This is a genomic window from Xanthobacter tagetidis (genome assembly GCF_003667445.1).
Classification (GTDB): domain Bacteria; phylum Pseudomonadota; class Alphaproteobacteria; order Rhizobiales; family Xanthobacteraceae; genus Xanthobacter; species Xanthobacter tagetidis.
The window spans coordinates 1-530 of sequence record NZ_RCTF01000074.1 but is presented as its reverse complement, the minus strand read 5'-3'; the positions used below and the strand labels follow the sequence as shown (position 1 = coordinate 530).

Annotated in this window: 1 protein-coding gene; it reads left to right on the top strand. The window is 72.6% G+C overall.

Features of this window, described 5'->3' with window-relative positions; genetic code table 11:
* The coding region (locus D9R14_RS22740) for a cadherin-like domain-containing protein (RefSeq protein WP_121625952.1) at nucleotides 1-530 on the top strand (530 nt) is incomplete at both ends.

Sequence of the window (530 nt, the reverse complement as noted above, 5' to 3'; positions counted from 1 at the left end):
CACGCTCACCTTCACGCTGACCGACAAGGAGGGCGACGTGACCCGCGCCTCCGTCGGCCTCACCGTGGCGCAGCCCAACCGCGCGCCGGTGGCGACGGACGACGCGCGCACCACGGCGGAGGACACGGCGCTGGTGATCCCGGCGGCGGAGCTTCTCGCCAATGACGGCGACCTCGACGGCGACGCGCTGAGCGTCACCGGTTTCGGCGGCGCCAGCGGCGGCACGCTGGTCTATTCCGGCGGCACCTTCACCTTCACGCCGGATGCGGACTTCAACGGCCCGGCCTCGTTCACCTACACCGTCTCGGACGGCAAGGGCGGGACGGATACGGCCACCGTGGCGGTGAGCGTCACGCCGGTGAACGACGCGCCGGTGGCAGCCGGCGATACGGCGACCACGGCCGAGGACACGCCGCTGGTCATCGCCGCCGCGGACCTGCTGGCGAACGACGCGGACATAGATGGCGACACGCTCTCCGTGACGGGCGTCGGAGGGGCGGTCGGCGGCACCGTTGCGCTCGATGACGGCG